Annotated in this window: 16 protein-coding genes; 15 read left to right on the top strand and 1 reads right to left on the bottom strand. The window is 48.6% G+C overall.

From position 1 onward, the window contains the following. The first annotated feature begins 214 nt into the window (after positions 1-214). The 8 genes from HMPREF1548_RS04530 to dnaJ all read left to right on the top strand — a co-directional run bounded on the left by HMPREF1548_RS04530 (position 215) and on the right by dnaJ (position 10116). On the top strand, positions 215-1906 hold the full coding sequence (locus tag HMPREF1548_RS04530; protein WP_021634609.1) for a Na/Pi cotransporter family protein: 1692 nt from the start codon (positions 215-217) through the stop codon (positions 1904-1906). 125 nt (positions 1907-2031) lie between these two features. Next, positions 2032-2748: a response regulator transcription factor gene (locus HMPREF1548_RS04525; RefSeq protein ID WP_025488379.1), complete on the top strand. Its 717-nt coding sequence runs from the start codon at positions 2032-2034 to the stop codon at positions 2746-2748. 3 nt (positions 2749-2751) lie between these two features. Next, positions 2752-4155, top strand: a complete 1404-nt coding sequence (locus tag HMPREF1548_RS04520) for a sensor histidine kinase (protein ID WP_021634607.1) — start codon at positions 2752-2754, stop codon at positions 4153-4155. A gap of 105 nt (positions 4156-4260) precedes the next feature. Further along, positions 4261-4800, top strand: a complete 540-nt coding sequence (locus tag HMPREF1548_RS04515; protein WP_025488380.1) for a DUF6465 family protein — start codon at positions 4261-4263, stop codon at positions 4798-4800. Between the two features lie 346 nt (positions 4801-5146). Continuing rightward, on the top strand, positions 5147-6181 hold the full coding sequence (gene hrcA / locus HMPREF1548_RS04510; RefSeq protein ID WP_021634604.1) for a heat-inducible transcriptional repressor HrcA: 1035 nt from the start codon (positions 5147-5149) through the stop codon (positions 6179-6181). A 35-nt stretch (positions 6182-6216) separates the two neighbouring features. After that, a complete protein-coding gene (gene grpE, locus HMPREF1548_RS04505; RefSeq protein WP_025488381.1) occupies positions 6217-6909 on the top strand; it encodes a nucleotide exchange factor GrpE in 693 nt (230 codons plus the stop codon). 58 nt (positions 6910-6967) lie between these two features. Beyond that, positions 6968-8839, top strand: a complete 1872-nt coding sequence (gene dnaK, locus HMPREF1548_RS04500; protein WP_021634602.1) for a molecular chaperone DnaK — start codon at positions 6968-6970, stop codon at positions 8837-8839. A 101-nt stretch (positions 8840-8940) separates the two neighbouring features. Then, on the top strand, positions 8941-10116 hold the full coding sequence (dnaJ, locus tag HMPREF1548_RS04495) for a molecular chaperone DnaJ (RefSeq protein ID WP_021634601.1): 1176 nt from the start codon (positions 8941-8943) through the stop codon (positions 10114-10116). A gap of 152 nt (positions 10117-10268) precedes the next feature. Here dnaJ and HMPREF1548_RS04490 read toward each other — a convergent pair whose 3' ends face one another. Continuing rightward, positions 10269-10721 (bottom strand): GNAT family N-acetyltransferase, encoded by a 453-nt coding sequence (locus HMPREF1548_RS04490; protein ID WP_051358316.1) that lies wholly within the window; start codon positions 10719-10721, stop codon positions 10269-10271. Between the two features lie 505 nt (positions 10722-11226). Between HMPREF1548_RS04490 and HMPREF1548_RS04485 the strand changes: the two genes are divergently transcribed. The 7 genes from HMPREF1548_RS04485 to thiI all read left to right on the top strand — a co-directional run bounded on the left by HMPREF1548_RS04485 (position 11227) and on the right by thiI (position 18409). Then, on the top strand, positions 11227-11859 hold the full coding sequence (locus HMPREF1548_RS04485; protein ID WP_021634598.1) for an NUDIX domain-containing protein: 633 nt from the start codon (positions 11227-11229) through the stop codon (positions 11857-11859). A 124-nt stretch (positions 11860-11983) separates the two neighbouring features. Then, positions 11984-13663: an AAA family ATPase gene (locus HMPREF1548_RS04480; RefSeq protein ID WP_021634597.1), complete on the top strand. Its 1680-nt coding sequence runs from the start codon at positions 11984-11986 to the stop codon at positions 13661-13663. A 179-nt stretch (positions 13664-13842) separates the two neighbouring features. Continuing rightward, positions 13843-14031, top strand: coding sequence for a hypothetical protein (locus tag HMPREF1548_RS04475; protein WP_021634596.1), 189 nt, complete (start codon positions 13843-13845; stop codon positions 14029-14031). A 39-nt stretch (positions 14032-14070) separates the two neighbouring features. Then, on the top strand, positions 14071-15060 hold the full coding sequence (prmA, locus tag HMPREF1548_RS04470) for a 50S ribosomal protein L11 methyltransferase (protein WP_021634595.1): 990 nt from the start codon (positions 14071-14073) through the stop codon (positions 15058-15060). A gap of 37 nt (positions 15061-15097) precedes the next feature. After that, positions 15098-15850 carry a 16S rRNA (uracil(1498)-N(3))-methyltransferase gene (locus tag HMPREF1548_RS04465; RefSeq protein ID WP_021634594.1) on the top strand — a complete coding sequence of 251 codons (753 nt, stop codon included), beginning with the start codon at positions 15098-15100 and terminating at the stop codon, positions 15848-15850. A gap of 105 nt (positions 15851-15955) precedes the next feature. Beyond that, positions 15956-17116, top strand: coding sequence for a cysteine desulfurase family protein (locus tag HMPREF1548_RS04460; RefSeq protein ID WP_021634593.1), 1161 nt, complete (start codon positions 15956-15958; stop codon positions 17114-17116). Positions 17117-17218: 102 nt separating this feature from the next. Continuing rightward, positions 17219-18409: a tRNA uracil 4-sulfurtransferase ThiI gene (gene thiI / locus HMPREF1548_RS04455; RefSeq protein WP_021634592.1), complete on the top strand. Its 1191-nt coding sequence runs from the start codon at positions 17219-17221 to the stop codon at positions 18407-18409. The last annotated feature ends 121 nt before the right edge of the window (positions 18410-18530 follow it).

Genomic DNA, 18530 nt, shown 5'->3' with positions numbered 1-18530 from the left:
TTTACATAACCTAAGCGTGTACTTTACACTCACCTGTTAAAATAATGATGGACAATGAGAAAATGCCGTCGTCCGGCCAGAATCCGGAGGACAGCAGTTTTTCATTGGAAACATAGGAAAAAGATACCGCCCCGAAGCGGAATGAGGGATACGTCAGGATTTCGAGTAAGTTTCAGACAGCGATATCCGTTGATGAGGGCAGAGGAGAGATGAGATGTCTATTAATGATGTAGGAATGTTGTTTTCTTTCATCGGCGGCCTGGGAATGTTCCTTTACGGGATGAATATCATGGCCGACGGCCTTCAGAAATCAGCCGGAGGGAAAATGCAGAAGCTGATGGGCTTTCTGACAAAAAACAGGCTGATGGCTATTCTTGTAGGCGCAGGAGTCACCGCTATCATACAGAGCTCTTCAGCCACCACGGTTATGGTGGTAGGCTTTGTAAATGCAGGTATGCTGGAGCTTGCCCAGGCAGTGGGCGTTATCATGGGCGCCAATATCGGTACTACCATTACGGCATGGATTGTTTCCATGAGCGAATGGGGGAGCGTAATGAAACCGGAATTTTTTGCCCCGCTGCTTTTGGGGATCGGCGCGTTCCTCGTACTTTTTACAAAATCAGAAAAAAAGAAAAAAATCGGAGAGATTCTGGTAGGCTTCAGCGTCCTGTTTATTGGCCTTTCCTTCATGTCCGATGCGATTAAACCATACAGAGAAGCGCCCATATTTGCACAGGCCTTTGCCGTCCTTGGCAGGAATCCCGTTCTCGCGGTGCTGGCCGGCGCTGTGGTTACCGCCATTATCCAGAGCTCCTCGGCTTCTGTGGGTATCCTGCAGACACTGGCGCTCAACGGTGTGGTAAACTGGCAGTCCGCTGTATTCATTACGCTGGGCCAGAATATCGGGACCTGTGTGACCGCCCTGATTTCCAGCGCGGGAGCCGGGAAAAATGCAAAAAGAGCCTCTGTTATACACCTGCTGTTCAATGTCATCGGCGCTGTGGTTTTCGGCATTATCATGTTTGTCCTGTTCCGTTTTAATGCGGCATGGGGCGCGGCAGCCATTAACAGCGTGGAAATTTCTGTTTTCCATACAATTTTCAACGTACTCAATACCCTGATGCTGATTCCTTTTGCAAATAAGCTTGTCAAGCTTTCTACCTATATAATAAGGGATGATAAGGAAGCGGAGATCGCAGAAATAACGCCGGCAGGGGAAATGCGCCGCCATCTGGACGAACGTATTCTGGAAAACCCTGCATTTGCCATGGATACCGTGATGGGAGAGGTAAATGTGATGGGCCAGTCCGCCCTGGAAAACCTGAAGGCGGCCCTGGAAGGCGTGGAGACAGGCAACAAGGAACTGATCCGCTCCGTGTTTGATAAGGAAAAAATCATAAACGAAATGGAAAAGGTTCTCACCTCCTTCCTTGTGAGGGTGGATAATCTTTCCCTTACCGAGGGGCAGCATAAGGTGGTAAAAAATCTTTTCTATACCATCAGTGACCTGGAAAGGGTGGGAGATCACGCGGAAAATATCGCGGAGCTTGCCGAAAATATGCGCAAGGATGAGATCTCCTTTTCCAAGAAAGGCTTCAAGGATTTGAAGCTGATTTCCAGTGAAACCATACTGGCGCTGGAAAGCGCGCTGAAGGCCAGGGAGCTTTCCAGCACACAGGATGCAATTCAGGAAGCGGATTATGAAAGGAATGTGGATAAGCTGGAGGATGAGCTGCGGGAGAAACACATCCAGCGTCTTTCCAAAGGGAAATGCGAGCCGGAAAGCGGCGTGGTATTCCTGGATCTGATCAGCAATCTGGAAAGAATCGCGGATCATGCCACCAACATTGCGGGATATGTGGTCAGCGAATCCCGCAAACCACTTCCTGCGCTGGACGAAGAGTGATATACTGTTGTCAGAAACCCCGGTAGGAAGCGGCGAGAGTTCTGGTCCAGCTTCGTGCATGTGGGCACCAGGTTTTATGAAAACAGGTTTAGGATTTAATGGCATGTGGCGGAATGGAGAGTAGGATGCAGAAGATATTTGTGATTGAGGATGATGAGAATATCCGGAATCTGGTGAAAATTGCTTTGGAAGGTTATGGCTATCAGGTGGCGGCTTTTGAGACTGCGGAGGAAGCGTTGGAGATTGTTGGGAGGGAGAAGCCGGATTTGGCGGTTTTTGATTTGATGCTTCCCGGCATGGATGGTCTTTCTGCGATTCGGATTATCAGGGGACGGGAGGATGAGCTGAAGAGTATGCCGATTATTGTGCTTACGGCTAAGGATAAGGAGTACGATAAGGTGGTGGGGCTGGACGGCGGCGCGGATGATTATGTGACTAAGCCCTTCGGGGTTTTGGAGCTGGCGGCGAGAATTCGTTCGCTGCTTAGAAGGGCGTCCGAGCAGCAGCCTGTGCAGTCCGAGGGAAAGGTGCGTCTGGGAGGTTTATGTGTGGATACGGCGGCCAGGGAAGTGGCCATGAACGGGGAGCCGGTGGTTCTGACTTATAAGGAATATGAGCTTCTTATGTATCTGATCGATAACCGGGCCAGAGTGGTGGAGCGGGATGAGCTTCTTAACAAACTCTGGGATTATACGGCAGACATAGAAACGCGCACACTGGACATCCATATCCGTACCCTGCGCCAGAAGCTGGGCGAGGAAGGCAGCAGATATATCAAGACTATCCGCAGCGTGGGCTATCGTTTTGTGCTCCCGCAGGAGACGGAAAACAGGGATAATTAAATTATGAAACGAGCGATATTACTCCGGTTCGTAGCGATACTCATGCTGGCCCTCGCGGTCAGCAGTGTTTTTTCTTACTATTTTATCGGCAAAAATATGCTGAAAAGCAATCGGGAATCCATGCTGAATACCATTCATGTGGTGGACTATTCCCTGAATTATGACGGGGATCTGCAGGAACAGCTCAGCCGTCTGCATGAAGCGACCATGGATGAAAATTCCCGCGTCACCATTATCGGTGAAGACGGCACGGTAGTGGCGGACAACGAAATTGAACAGGTGGATTCCCTGGAAAACCATTTGGAGAGGGAAGAGGTGAAAGAGGCGCTGCGCAGCGGCTCCGGTTTTGCTACCAGGAATTCGGAAAGCCTGGGGGAGAACATGCTGTATGTGGCGGTTCATTCCAAGAAGGGACCCTATGTGGTGCGCATGGCGGTTCCTTATACCAATATGCTGGATTACATGATACTGATTTTCCCGGTGCTTCTTCTGGGCACAGGGATTGCTTTTGCCATGAGCGTCGTCATCGCCGTGCGTTTTACCAATACGATTACCACGCCCTTAAATGAGATTTCCAGGGAGATGGAAAAGGTGCGCAGCGACAATCCCAGCTTTACCTTTAAAACCTATAAATATAAGGAACTGAACGTGATTTCCGCAACCACCATGAAAATGGCGGAGGAAATCCGGGAGCACATGGACCGTCTGGAAAAGGAAAAACGTATCCGCCAGGAATTTTTCAGCAATGCCTCCCATGAGCTTAAAACCCCTATCACATCGGTGAGAGGCTATGCGGAGCTGCTGGATCAGGGCTTTGTGACGGATGAGGCCGTCAAAAAGGATTTTATTGCCAGGATTCTGAAGGAAACGGACAATATGACCAATCTGATCAATGATATCCTCATGATATCCAGGCTGGAAGCAAAGGAAGCGGAGGTGACCTACTCCACGGTGCGAATGGTGCCGCTGCTTACGGAAATTTTTGAATCTGTCGAACCCATTGCCGCGGAATATCAGGTAACGCTTCACAAGGAATGCGAGCCTGTCTCCATAGAGGCCAGCGCCAAACAGCTTCGGGAGCTGATTATGAATCTGGTCAGCAACGGCATCAAATACAACCATCCCGGCGGTAATGTATGGGTTGAAATCAGCGCCAGGGGGACGGATATGTGCGTTCGTGTCCGCGACGACGGCTGCGGCATCAGAAAGGAAGATCAGGACAGGATCTTCGAACGCTTCTACCGCGTGGACAAAGGACGCAGCAAAAAGATGGGCGGCACAGGGCTTGGCCTGTCCATTGTAAAACATATTGCGGAGTACTATAACGGTCATATTGAACTGGAAAGCGAGCCGGGGAAAGGCAGCTGTTTTACGGTGACGATCCCGGGAAATCAGACGAAAAGTTGACAACTTCGCGGCTTTGCGGTAAACTTAGTCCTATATTCAGGTATATTACTGCTATGTGTATTGTGCTTGGACAAAGTACCTGGGTCTAAAGGAGGAGAAAAAATTATGGCAGAAACGAAGAAAACCGAAGCAAAGGAAACTGTAAAACCTGTTGAGAAAATCGCTGCAAAAGCTGATGCGCCCAAAATCGAAACCAAAGAACCCGAAAAAACACCAGCAGTAAAAGCGGCCGTAAAAGAGCCCGCAGAGGCAAAGGCACCTGCCAAAAAGGCGCCTGCAAAGAAAACAGCTGTAAAAAAGGAAGCTGTGAAGAAAGAGACAGTAAAGAAAGAAACCGTAAAGAAGGAAACTGTGAAGAAAGAGCCTGTTAAGAAAGCCCCTGTGAAAAAAGCGGCTGAGAAGCCCGCAGCAGCCCCTGCGAAAAAAGCAGCGGCCAGGGAAGAGATCAAAGAGACAGTAACCGTACAGTTTGCAGGAAAATCCTACTCATCGGAGGATCTGGTAAAAATTGCGAAGGACGTATGGAAATATGACCTGGGCAGGAACGAAGAAGAGTTCAAAACCGTAGAACTGTATGTAAAGCCGGAAGAGAGCAGTGTATATTATGTAATCAACGGAGACGTTACCGGCAGCTTTGCCATCTGATCCCAGGGAACAGAGGACTGTATTACATAGAACCGTTCTGACGCAGCATAAGGCTGCATATAACTTCACATCATTTACACGCCGTATCCGGACAGGAACGGCGGATCTTTTGTCTGATCCGTCCGATTCCGGCCTCTTTAAGGATACGGCGTTTCTTTTGAAAATGTTTCCTCATACAGGGATATTTGATTTTTTCTTAAGTTTACGTTCATGATTTTCATATTTTTTTCACTAATTTATTTCAAAAAACGAGTTGACAACGTTTGGGAGAAGTGATAATGTATGTTCAGAAGGTGTTAGCACTCCTAAGGGTTGAGTGCTAACAACTTAAAAAAGAGGTGAGGTAATGCAGAGCGAACTGGATGAACGTAAAATGAAGATTCTGCAGGCTATCATCCGGAACTATCTGGAGACGGGAGAACCGGTGGGCAGCAGGACAATTTCCAAATATACGGATTTGAACCTGAGTTCAGCTACCATCCGCAATGAGATGGCTGATCTGGAAGAGCTCGGCTATATCATTCAGCCTCATACCTCGGCAGGCAGGATCCCTTCCGATAAAGGCTACCGTCTTTATGTGGACAGCATGCTGGAAGAGAAGGACAGGGAAGTCGCTGATTTGAAGGAGCTTCTCGTGGAGAAGGAAGATAAGATGGAACATCTTCTCCAGCAGGTAGCGAAGGTTCTTGCGGTAAATACCAATTATGCGGCAATGATTTCATCGCCGCTTTATCATGGAAACAAGCTGAAGTTCATTCAGCTTTCAAGAGTGGATGAACATCAGGTGCTGGCGGTTATCGTTGTGGAAGGCAATGTGATTAAGAACACAATGCTCCACGTGGACGAGGCGCCGGATCAAGAAACCATGCTTAAGCTCAACATCCTGCTGAATACGCATTTAAACGGCAAATCCATGGATGAGATCAATCTGGGGACAATAGCCAACCTGAAGCAGCAGGCAGGAATACACAGCAGCATGGTGGGAGAAATTATCGATGCGGTGGCGGAAGCCATTCAGGCGGATGAAGACCTGGAGATTTATACCAGCGGCACCAACAACATCCTTAAATATCCGGAGCTGGCGGATAAGGAGCTGGCCGGACAGCTTATTACCACATTTGAAGAAAAACAGGCATTAAACCAGATAGTTCAGGAAACACTTGCTGATGAGAACAGCACAGGCATACAGGTATATATCGGTGATGAGACCCCGGTACAGACAATGAAGGACTGCAGTATTGTTACAGCAACCTATGAACTGGGAGAAGGAATGAAAGGGACGGTGGGAATCATCGGACCGAAGAGAATGGATTACGACAGAGTCGTGGGCATTCTGAAGAATCTCATGAGCCAGCTGGATACGCTGTATAAGAAAAAATAGAAGTGTCAGGTACACAGAATGGAGTGAAGCAGAAAATGGAAAATAAAGATAACCGTAATCTGGAAGAAGAGATGGACACTGCTTCTGAGGCGAAGGCCGGAGAAGAGACAGCAGAAGCTCCCAGGACAGAGGAAACGGCAGATGCGGATACTGATTCTTCCGAAGGAAACGGAGAAGGCGGTGAAGCCGGGGCATCGGAGGATACCCAGGAGGATTCCGAACAGGCGGAGGATAATTCCTCTGTAGAAAAAGAGGGATTCTTCAAAAAGAAAAAGAAAGATAAAAAAGAAGAGGCCTTCAAAGTGAAAATAGACGAACTGGAAGACAGGGTAAAACGTCAGATGGCCGAATTTGAAAACTTCAGAAAACGTACCGACAAAGAAAAGGCAGCAATGTTCGAAACCGGAGCAAAAAGTGTGATAGAGAAAATCCTCCCGGTGGTTGACAACTTTGAAAGAGGTCTGGCAGCCGTACCGGAGAATGAAAAGGATTCCGCTTTTGTGGAAGGCATGAACAAGGTATATAAACAGCTGATGACCGAGCTGGACAACATGGGAGTAAAGCCCATCGAAGCTGCAGGTCAGGAATTCGATCCTAATTTCCACAATGCAGTGATGCATGTGGAGGATGAGGAATACGGTGAGAACATCGTAGTGGAGGAATTCCAGAAGGGTTACACATATCATGACGCTGTGGTAAGACACAGTATGGTTAAGGTGGCAAATTAAGTATTTCAGGCATGGCCTGATGAAATAGCCGTATTAAGCGGTAGAATGGAGGAGAATCATGAGCAAAATTATTGGTATCGACTTAGGTACAACAAATAGCTGTGTGGCAGTAATGGAAGGTGGAAAGCCCACCGTTATCGCCAATGCGGAAGGCGCAAGAACAACACCCAGTGTTGTCGCATTCACCAAGACAGGGGAAAGACTGGTAGGAGAGCCTGCAAAGCGTCAGGCAGTAACCAACGCGGACAGAACAGTTGCTTCCATCAAGAGACATATGGGAAGCGACTACAAGGTAGACATTGACAGTAAGAAATACTCCCCGCAGGAAATTTCCGCAATGATTCTGCAGAAGCTGAAAGCAGATGCGGAGAACTATCTGGGAGAAAAAGTAAACGAAGCTGTTATCACAGTTCCCGCTTACTTCAATGACGCACAGCGTCAGGCAACCAAGGATGCAGGAAAGATCGCAGGCCTGGATGTTAAGCGTATCATCAACGAGCCTACGGCAGCAGCGCTTGCCTATGGCCTTGATAATGAAAAAGAACAGAAAATCATGGTATACGACCTGGGCGGCGGTACCTTCGATGTTTCCATCATCGAAATCGGTGACGGCGTAATCGAAGTACTTGCAACCAACGGTGATACACGTCTGGGCGGTGATGATTTTGATAATAAAGTAATCGACTGGATGGTAAGCGAATTCAAGAAGCAGGAAGGCATCGACCTTTCCGGCGACAAGATGGCTATGCAGAGACTGAGAGAAGCTGCTGAAAAAGCCAAGAAAGAGCTTTCCAGCGCAACAACAACCAACATCAACCTTCCTTTCATCACAGCAACTGCAGATGGACCGAAGCACTTTGATATGGATCTGACAAGAGCCAAATTTGACGAACTTACCCATGACCTGGTGGAAAGAACAGCAATCCCCGTGCAGAACGCCCTGAGAGATGCGGGAATCACAGCATCTGAGCTTGGCAAGGTACTGCTGGTAGGTGGTTCCACACGTATTCCTGCCGTACAGGATAAGGTAAAACTGATGACAGGCCATGAGCCCAGCAAGACCCTGAATCCGGATGAATGTGTTGCTATCGGCGCTTCCATCCAGGGCGGCAAGCTGGCAGGCGACGCAGGCGCAGGCGATATCCTTCTTCTGGATGTTACTCCGCTGTCCCTGTCCATTGAAACCATGGGCGGTGTTGCTACAAGGCTGATTGAGAGAAATACTACCATTCCTACAAAGAAGAGCCAGATTTTCTCCACAGCGGCAGATAACCAGACTGCAGTTGATATCAACGTACTGCAGGGTGAAAGACAGTTTGCAAAGGATAACAAATCTCTCGGCCAGTTCAGACTGGATGGTATCCCGCCGGCAAGACGCGGTGTTCCTCAGATTGAAGTTACCTTTGATATTGATGCCAACGGTATCGTAAATGTATCCGCAAAGGATCTGGGCACAGGAAAAGAACAGCACATCACCATTACCGCAGGCTCCAATATGTCTGAAGGTGATATCGAGAAAGCGGTAAAGGAAGCTGCTGAGTACGAAGCTCAGGATAAGAAGAGAAAAGAAGCAATTGATACAAGAAATGAAGCTGATTCCTTCGTATTCCAGACAGAAAAAGCGCTGGAAGATGTAGGTGACAAGATTCCGGAAGCTGACAAGGCAAGCGTACAGGCAGATCTGGCTGCTCTGAAGACTCTGCTGGATCAGACCAAGGATCAGGAAATGACAGAATCCCAGGTTGCAGATATGAAGGCTGCCCAGGAAAAACTGATGCAGAGCGCACAGACCCTGTTCTCCAAGGTTTATGAGCAGGCGCAGGCAGCCGGCGGCGCAGCAGGCGCAGGCCCCGACATGGGCGGTGCAGCCGGAAACGCAGGCTCCGCACCGGATGATGATGTAATTGACGGTGATTTCAGAGAGGTTTAAGCTTAAAAAATACAACACTAGGGGGCACTGCCGTGTCCCTTAGTGTTGCGTTCAGAAAAAGATGATTCTGCGGTGAATGCAGAACCAAGGGAGGCATATTTATGGCGGAACAAAAGAGAGATTATTATGAGGTCCTAGGCGTTGAGAAGAATGCTGACGACGCAGCCATTAAGAAAGCATACAGAGTCCTCGCCAAAAAATACCATCCTGATATGAACCCGGGAGATGCGGAGGCGGAAAAGAAATTTAAGGAAGCATCGGAGGCATATGCGATACTGAGTGATCCTGAGAAACGGCGCCAGTACGACCAGTTCGGCCATGCAGCCTTTGACAACGGCGCAGGTGGCGGCGGCTTCGGCGGCTTTGATTTCAACAGCGCAGATTTTGGCGATATTTTCGGTGATATATTTGGTGATTTCTTCGGCGGCGGATCCCGCAGAAGCGGCAGGGCGAGCAATGCACCCATGAAGGGCGCCAATCTTCGTACCAGTGTGCACATAACCTTCGAAGAAGCGGTATTCGGTACATCTAAGACCATAGAACTGAATGTAAAGGAAGAATGTAAGACCTGTCACGGAACGGGAGCCAAGGAGGGCACACAGCCCATTACCTGTCCCAAGTGCGGCGGTAAGGGCCAGGTGGTATTTACCCAGCAGTCCTTCTTCGGCACGGTCCGCAATGTACAGACCTGTCCGGACTGTAACGGCACCGGCAAGGTAATTAAAGATAAATGTACTGACTGCCATGGAAGCGGTTATGTACCCATGAAGAAACGGTTTGAGGTGGATATCCCTGCGGGAATCGACAACGGCCAGTGCAAGCGTCTGGCTGGCATGGGAGAGCCGGGCGTCAACGGCGGCCCCAGGGGAGATGTGCTTGTAGAAGTCATTGTAGGGCGTCATCCCATATTCCAGCGCCAGGATTACAATATCTATTCCACGGTCCCTGTATCCTTTGCCGTAGCGGCTCTTGGCGGCGAGGTAGTTATTGATACGGTGGACGGCAAGGTTATTTATGATGTGAAGCCCGGAACCCAGACGGACACCAAAATCCGCCTGAAGGGAAAAGGCGTTCCCAACCTGCGGAACAAAGAGGTGCGCGGTGACCACTACGTAACTCTTGTAGTCCAGGTACCCGATAAGCTTTCTGGCGAAGCCAAGGAACTGCTCAGAAAATTCGACGAAGTTTCCGGCGACAGCCTGAATGCGGCGAAGAGAATGGGCGATGGCGGAGCTGCGGAAGGGAAAGAAAAGAAGAAAAAAGGATTCTGGAAATAGGGATTTCCGGATTCCTGACAGATAACAAAAGGCAGCCCGCGGGGCTGCCTTTTGCATATAGCGGCATTTCCTCGGAGGGAACGGGTAGATAACAGGCGAGCGCCTTAGGAGCGCTTTGCATAAGAGAACGCTGTATGAATGGAGTACAGCTGTCAGGAGAGCGGCTTAAAATAAATCCGGCTGTCCTCACCGCCCGTATCCGGCCGGTTTCCCATATAAACAAATCCGTATTTTTCATAGAACCCAATATGATCCGTAGCCAGATATACTTTTTCATGTCCCTGCCTCCTGGCTTCTTCACAAGCATGACTGATGATTTGCTCACTGTATCTGTGTCCCCGGTACTCAGGCGCTGTAAATACAAACCCCAGCCAGGGAAACAGCCGGATATCATCGATACAGTCCTGATGTGTCAGGGTAACAAAGGAAATAAGTTCATCCTCATCGCACAGAAGAAACAGCTTGCCGCCTGTTCCCAGCACCGTTTCAAACCGGCCGTCCCTGAGCAGCACTGCCAGATATTTTGCTGCGCCCCAGTCGCAGCTCCCGATTTTTTCTATCCAGCATTCTTTTTTCCCATCTTCAAAATATTCGATTATCTGCATAAAGGGCCTCCTTGAAAATGATTTTTTCCCCACATGGACCTGTGTCATCCGGTATTCTGTGCGCGCGTATACGGACGGCAGCCGACGCGGCGGTTAAGGATAGTAAACCTCATTCCGGTATGTCTTTGGCACCGTTATCTGTTGCTCAAGTGTCTGCGGAAAAATAATTGACTTAATTATATCAGCCTGGAAACCAAAAGGACAGGTGTAATTGCAGTATGATTTGATGAATGGCAGACAGAAATAACAGATAAGAAGCAATAAGTAAGAAGCAACAGATAAAAAGCAACAGACAAAAAGCAGCATTTCAGTCGGCTGAATAACTGAGCAGGGTAATAAAAATCAGATTTCTCCCGATGCGGGATGTCTGGTGTAGGGGTGTGCTATGTGTTAGAATAAAGAAAAACAGGCAGGCGGATACTATATAATCCGCAGAAATTATGTATGGAAGAACAAATGTATATTAATTATAAATAAAAAATGTAATAAGAAAGGAGGGAACAGAATGCGGAAAAATGAAGAAGGAAAGCTTGTGGATGAAAATGGTCTGACGGAGGAGGAGTTTCTCAGCCAATATCAGCCCCGGGATTATGAACGTCCGTCGGTTACGGTGGACATGCTCATTTTTGCTGTGGATAAGTCAGGCGAAAACAAGAGGCTTCTGTTGATAAAGCGGAAAAATCATCCGTATTTGGGCTGTTGGGCGCTGCCGGGAGGCTTTGTGGAGATGAAGGAGTCTCTGCGGGAGGCGGCCGCCAGGGAGTTGGAGGAGGAAACAGGCGTAAAGGGAATGCGTCTGGAGCAGCTTTACACATTTGGAGAGGTGGAGCGTGATCCCCGTACACGGATAATTTCAGTGGCCTATATGGCTGTTGTGGATGATGAAGAGCTTTCAGTCTGGGCCGGGGACGATGCAGCGGAAGCTGTCTGGTTCCGGGTTTGGAAGGAGGAAGGGGAAAACGGGGAATGTATTTTCCTGGAATCAGCAGAAGCAGGAGTTCGTTTTGCCTATGCGGTGGAAAAGGAAGCGAAGGGTGAAGGCGAACGGAGGTGCAGGCCGATATTTGATGCGGAAGCGGAACGGGGACTGGCCTTCGATCATATCGAGGCGGTCCGTATGGGGCTGCAACGTTTGTAACGGCTGTAAATGACAGTTTATACTTAACTGCTGTTGAACCCGGGTAATCCTTGCTAAGCCGACATGCCTATGATAGACTGGAAGCTGATAGAATTGTAAAGCTGTAACTCAACGGAGGTAAAGCATGAAAAAGCCATTACCAATAGGTGTTGATGATTTTAAAAAGCTTATTACAAGCGGATATTATTATGTTGATAAAACGTTGTTTATAAAGGAACTGTTAGATAAAAAAGGAGATGTAAATTTATTTACAAGGCCCAGGAGATTTGGGAAAACACTTAATATGAGTATGCTGAGATATTTTTTTGAGAAGAAAGATTCTCAGCCCGAATTGGAGGAAAATAAAAAGCTGTTTGATGGTCTGGGCATCATGGAAGCAGGAGAACGGTATAGAGGGGAGATGGGAAGGTATCCTGTTATCTGTCTGACCTTGAAATCCGGTAAACAGCGTACTTATCAATCGGCCTATCATAAGCTGCGAAGAGAACTGGCCAATGAATTCGACAGGCATAGGAAAATAAAAGAGAGGCTTTCTCCAGAAAAAGCGGTCAGATATCAAAAAATTCTGGAGGAAACCGCTTCCGAAGATGATTTTTCAGGAGCCCTTCAGTTTTTAAGCGAGGCACTTTGGGAGAGTACAGGCCAAAAATCGATCATATTAATAGATGAATATGATGTTCCGCTGGAAAATGCTTATTTCAATGGTTTCTATGAAGAAATGTCGGATTTTATCCGTTCGCTTTTTGAATCTGCCTTAAAGTCAAACCCTTATCTTGAGTTTGGAGTGATCACAGGATGCCTGAGAATAACAAAAGAGTCGATTTTTACAGGGTTGAATAATCTGAAAATGGTATCCATCCTCAGCAATATATATGATGAGTACTTTGGTTTTACTCAAAAGGAAACCGAGGCGTTGTTAGATGAATACGATCGGGCAGATAAGATGGAAATAATGAAGGAATGGTATAATGGCTATCGGTTTGGTAATGCCGAGGTCTATAATCCCTGGAGTGTACTTAATTTTCTTGATGCGCTTCGGGAAAATGCAGGAGCCTTGCCGATGCCATATTGGGCGAATACAAGCTCGAATGATATTGTTAAAAGCCTTGTAGAGCGGGCGGATATCTCAGTCAAGGGAGAACTGGAGCATTTAATCGATGGCGGGGCGATTGAAAAACCTGTACATGAAGATATAACTTATGACAGTATATACGGTTCAGATGATAATCTATGGAACTTTTTGTTCTTTACCGGATATCTGAAGCTGGTGGACAGACGGCTGCAGGCTGAAACGGAATATATCTTAATGGCCATTCCCAATATTGAGGTTAAGCATATTTTTAAGGGTACCATACGGAACTGGTTTACTGAGGAAATTGAAAAGAAAGATCTGGGAAAGTTTTTTACTGCGATTGAGCGGGGAAATGTGCGATATATGGAAGAAGAACTCTCAGCCTGTTTGCAGGAGACGATAAGCTTTTATGACTATGCGGAAAATTATTATCATGGATTTTTAACAGGATTGCTGAAAACACAAAATAAATACCGGGTGATATCCAATCAGGAGTCGGGACTGGGAAGGCCGGATATTATTATGAAGTCCGCAAGTATTCGCGGGCTTGCAATTATTATGGAGCTAAAGGTGGCAGACGATTTTTCGGAAATGGAAGCAGGGTGTATCCAGGCGCTTAACCAGATTGAGACGCGAAAATATTCAATGGAATTAGAGATGGAGGGATATAAAGATATTATAAAATATGGAATCTGTTTCTATAAAAAAGAATGTATGGTCCTAAAAATTTAATCTTGCGTTTTAACTTATTGAAACAACAGTTGGTTAATGGTATAATATGCCGAAGTATGAACTTGAAAAAAGATGGAATACAGAAGGTTTCTTTGAGTTTTATCTTTACAGCAGATACCTTTCGGCCGGATAAAACAAAGGCATCTGTCCTGCCTGCATAAAGGAGCGGAAGGAGCGTTTTGGGAAGAGCCGAAATTAAAGCCTTATTTTATTTGGGTTTTTGGGAAAGGCCAGAAGAGGCGTCGGCTTCTTTTGGCTATCTTCATTTTATGTCGGAGTCCTGCGGATCGTTAAAGGCAATTCCTGTCATTGAGGAGACGGGAATTATCATTATGGATGAAGCTGTAAGGCTGATTTCCGGGCTGTGAAAAATTATGGATAAAGAATACCTGTAAGGAGCATATAATATGAAATGGAAAAAATTCAGGATAAAAACAATAACGGATGCGGAGGACATAATTATCAGCACCCTTTATGATATTGGCCTGGAAGGGGCGCAGATCGAGGATAAGGTGCCGCTGACAGCCGCGGAAAAGGAGCAGATGTTCGTGGACATCCTGCCCGATGGGCCGGAGGATGACGGGATTGCGTGGCTCAGCTTTTTCGTGGAGGAAACAGAGGACGGGCATCTTCTGGTAGACGGCGAAGAGACGGACGAGGAGTCCGTCATGGAAAATGTGCGCAGGGAGCTGGAGGAGCTGCGGGTATTCTGCGACATCGGAGAAGGAAGCATTTCCGTGGACGAGACGGAGGATATCGACTGGATCAATAACTGGAAGCAGTATTTTCACCAGTTTTATATTGATGATCTCCTTGTTATCCCTTCCTGGGAAGAGGTGGAGGAAACGGATAAGGACAAGATGGTCCTTCATATTGATCCTGGTACGGCCTTCGGGACGGGGATGCATGAGACAACACAGCTTTGCATCAGGCAGCTGAAAAAGTTTGTGACGCCGGAAACCGTGCTTCTGGATGTGGGCACCGGCAGCGGAATCCTGGGGATTCTTGCGCTGATGTTCGGAGCAAGGAGCGTGGTGGGAACTGATTTGGATCCCTGCGCAGTGGAAGCGGTACGTGAAAATCTGGAATCCAATCATATTGACCCGGATAAATTCGAAATGATGATTGGCAATATCATTACGGAAAAAGAAGTTCAGGATCGGGTGGGGTATGGCTGTTATGATATTGTGGCGGCAAATATCCTGGCTGATGTACTGGTAAATCTGACGCCGGTGATCTGCAGCCAGCTGAAGCCGGGAGGAATCTATATTACCTCAGGAATTATAGATGATAAGGAAACAACGGTGGTAGATGCGGTAAAGGCTGCCGGACTGGAGCTTCTGGAGGTCAATTATCAGGGTGAATGGGTTGGCGTGACGGCGAGAAAGCCAGTGTGACAGTAACAGCCAGTTTGACAGGAAAGCGGGAATCGGAATGTATCAGTTTTTTGTGGAGCCCGGGCAGATTCAGGGAAAGACGGTTATCATCACGGGAAGTGATGTGAATCATATTAAGAATGTACTGCGTATGAAGCCGGGAGAGGAAATCGCGGTAAGCAACGGCGTCGATGGACGGGAGTACAGATGCGGGATTGAGGAAATCCGGGAAGACGAGGTGGTTTGCACGCTTCGTTTCATCAAAGAGGATGGGCTGGAGCTGCCTTCCAGGATTTACCTGTTCCAGTGTCTGCCCAAGGCGGATAAAATGGAGCTTGTCATCCAGAAGGCGGTGGAGCTGGGGGCCTTTGCGGTGGTGCCTGTGGCGGCTAAGCGCTGTGTGGTAAAGCTGGATGCGAAAAAGGAAAAGAGCAAGCTGGCAAGGTGGCAGGGAATTGCCGAGTCTGCGGCCAAGCAGAGCAAACGCCGCATCGTACCGGAGGTAATGCCGGTGATGTCCATGCAGGAGGCGCTGCATTTTGCAAAGGATATGGATGTGAAGCTTTTTCCTTACGAGCTGGCTGAAGGGATGGGAAAGACAAAGGAGCTGATCGCAGGAATCCGCCCCGGCCAGTCCATCGCGGTTTTCATCGGACCGGAGGGCGGTTTTGAGGATGGTGAGGTGGAGGCTGCTTCGGAGTGCGGTTTCGTGCCGGTGACACTGGGGCGGCGCATTCTGCGGACGGAAACGGCAGGCTTTACTGTGCTTGCCTGGATTATGTATCAGCTGGAGGCGGATCAGGGCGTTTAGGAGTACCAATTGTCGAAAGCAGACATATAATAAGTTAGGCGGATTCCGATTGGGGAGTCCGCGCTTCTTTACCGGCAAATCAAATACAGAAAGTTGGGAAAAATTATGGAATGCTATCTGGATAACTCTGCTACGACAAAATGCTTTGACAGCGTAGCGGCTATCATGACCCAGGTCATGTGTCAGGACTATGGCAATCCATCCAGTATGCACATGAAAGGAGTGCAGGCAGAGCAGTATCTGCGCTATGCCAAAGATGTGATTGCAAGAATCCTGAAGGTGAATGAAAAAGAGATTTTCTTCACCTCGGGAGGTACGGAATCGGATAATCTTGCCCTCATCGGAAGCGCTTATGCAAACTGCCGGGCAGGAAGGCATCTGATAACAACCTCTATTGAACACCCGGCAATCCTGCAGACGATGCAGTATCTGGAAGGACAGGGCTTTGAAGTGACTTATCTGCCGGTGGACTGCTATGGGCGGATCCGGCTGGAGGATTTGGAGTATGCAATGAGGCAGGATACGATTCTGGTATCCATTATGCATACGAATAATGAGCTCGGTTCCCTGCAGCCTGTCGCTGAGGCGGGCAGGCTGATTAAACAGATGAATCCGGGAACGCTTTTTCATGTGGATGCGGTGCAGGGATTTGGTAAATACAGGATTCTGCCGAAAAAAATGGGAATCGATATGCTGTCTGTGAGCGGACACAAGATTCACGGGCCCAAGGGCGTGGGATTTCTTTATATCAATGAAGCGGTAAAAATCCAGCCGATTATTTTCGGCGGGGGCCAGCAGCGCGGCATGCGTTCCGGGACGGAAAATGTACCGGCAATTGCAGGGCTGGCGAAGGCCGCCGAGGAGATGTATGGAAATCTGGATGAGGATGTGAACAGGCTGTATGCTTTGAAGCAGATGTTTATTGACGGTGTGACACAGCTGGACGGCGTGCAGATTAACGGGCTGACCGGGCGTGAGAGCGCGCCTCATGTTATCAGTGTATCTTTCCGGGGAATCCGGAGCGAGGTTCTGCTGCATGCGCTGGAGGAGCGGGGAATTTATGTTTCTTCGGGAAGCGCCTGTTCTTCCAATAAGCCGGGAACGGCGGCATCGGCTACGCTGCGGGCGATTGGTCTGGATAAGGAGCTGATGGGCTCTACGCTTCGTTTCAGCCTGTCGGTGTTTACCACGGAGGAAGAGATCCGTTATGCGTTGAATGCGTTGTATGAGATGGTGCCCATGCTGCGCAGGTTTACAAGAAGATAGAGTCGGCGTCCGGCCTTTTGGCCGGACGGAAAACCGGCAGGAGTCGTTGGGCTGTCGGGCGGCATGTGAAAAGCAGCCGGGCAGGGCAGGATAGGAGGATGTATGGTTTTTAAGGCGTTTTTGATAAAGTACGCGGAAATCGGCGTAAAGGGAAAGAACCGGGGGATTTTCGAGGATGCGCTTGTGCAGCAGATTAAGTATGCGCTGAAGCGGTGTGAGGGAGATTTCGCGGTTCATCGTACCCGGGGCAGGATCTATGTGGACGTGCTGTCTGAGGAGTATGATTATGATGAGACGGTGGAGCATCTGCAGAGGGTGTTCGGTATCGCGGAAATCTGTCCGATGGTGCAGGTGGAGGACGAAGGGTTTGACAAGCTGTGCGGTACGCTTGTGGAATATATGGACGATGTGTATGCGGACAAGCATATTACGTTCAAGGTGAGTGCGAGAAGGGCAAGGAAGAATTATCCGCTGGATTCTATGACGATCAATTCAGAGGTGGGCGGCGTCCTGCTGGATGCGTTCCCGGATATGAAGGTGGATGTGCATAAGCCGGATGTGATGCTGTATATTGAGATCCGGGAGAAGATTTATATTTATTCCATAGAGATTCCCGGGCCAGGAGGAATGCCGGTGGGGACGAATGGTAAGGGGATGCTGCTGCTTTCGGGAGGGATTGATTCTCCTGTGGCGGGGTATATGATCGCAAAGCGCGGTGTGAAGATTGATGCGGTTTATTTTCATGCGCCTCCGTATACGAGCGAGAGGGCGAAGCAGAAGGTGGTGGATCTGGCAAAGCTGGTGTCAAGGTACAGCGGGCCGATTTACCTGCATGTGGTGAATTTTACGGATATTCAGCTGTATATTTATGAGAAGTGTCCGCATGATGAGCTGACGATAATTATGAGAAGGTATATGATGCGGATTGCGGAGATGATCGCAAGGGATACGGAGTGTCTGGGGCTGATTACGGGCGAGAGTATCGGGCAGGTGGCTTCTCAGACGATGCATTCGCTGGCGGCTACGGATGATGCGTGTGAGATGCCGGTGTACAGGCCGCTGATTGGGATGGATAAGCAGGAGATTATTGATATTTCTGAGAGGATTGGGACGTATGAGACGTCGATTTTGCCGTTTGAGGATTGTTGTACGATCTTTGTGGCAAAGCATCCGGTGACGAAGCCGAATTTGAATGTGATCCGGAAGCATGAGAGGTTTTTGGATGATAAGATCGATGAATTGGTGAAGACGGCTGTGGAGTCGAAGGAATTGGTGGTTGTGGGGAAGGATTGAGATGGTTTGGGGAGAGGAGTGAGGGGCGGGCTCGGGGAGGCGCTGCGCTGTCCCCATCGCTAATGGGGGGAGGAGGTAGGCTCGGGACCGGGGGTCCCATCGCTTATGGGAGGAGAGGGAG

This window comes from Clostridium sp. KLE 1755 (assembly GCF_000466465.2).
Classification (GTDB): domain Bacteria; phylum Bacillota; class Clostridia; order Lachnospirales; family Lachnospiraceae; genus Eisenbergiella; species Eisenbergiella porci.
This window is presented reverse-complemented; position numbering and strand designations above follow the sequence as displayed.